We start from the raw sequence: 237 nt of genomic DNA, 5'->3' as shown, positions 1-237 counted from the left end.
CCGTGATTGCTGAAACGAGTAAAGATGGCAGCTTGTTGCTCGCTAGCAGTAACCCGTCGGCCACGAATTCGGACGTTTACGACCCTGACTACGGCAACCGAATCGTTGTCAACAACAGCTACTTAGAGCGACAGCGGATCGTTGACGACTCGGGCCACCGCATAGGCTCACTGACCTTGGAACGCGGCGAGATTGCAATCCTGGTTCCAGGAACTCTCGCCTCGTTATCCTCCGAAC

At 55.3% G+C, this 237-nt stretch carries 1 protein-coding gene; it reads left to right on the top strand.

Going from position 1 to position 237, the window contains the following annotated elements; translation table 11 throughout:
- Window positions 1-237: hypothetical protein (locus SB773_RS34530; RefSeq protein ID WP_410595045.1), on the top strand; the 237-nt coding region annotated here is incomplete at both ends.

Origin of the sequence: Bacillus sp. SIMBA_074 (assembly GCF_046534555.1) — a bacterium.
GTDB classification, from domain to species: domain Bacteria; phylum Bacillota; class Bacilli; order Bacillales; family Bacillaceae_G; genus Bacillus_A; species Bacillus_A mycoides.
Note: the sequence above shows the minus strand (reverse complement) of the source record. Positions and strands in the feature narration are given on the sequence as shown.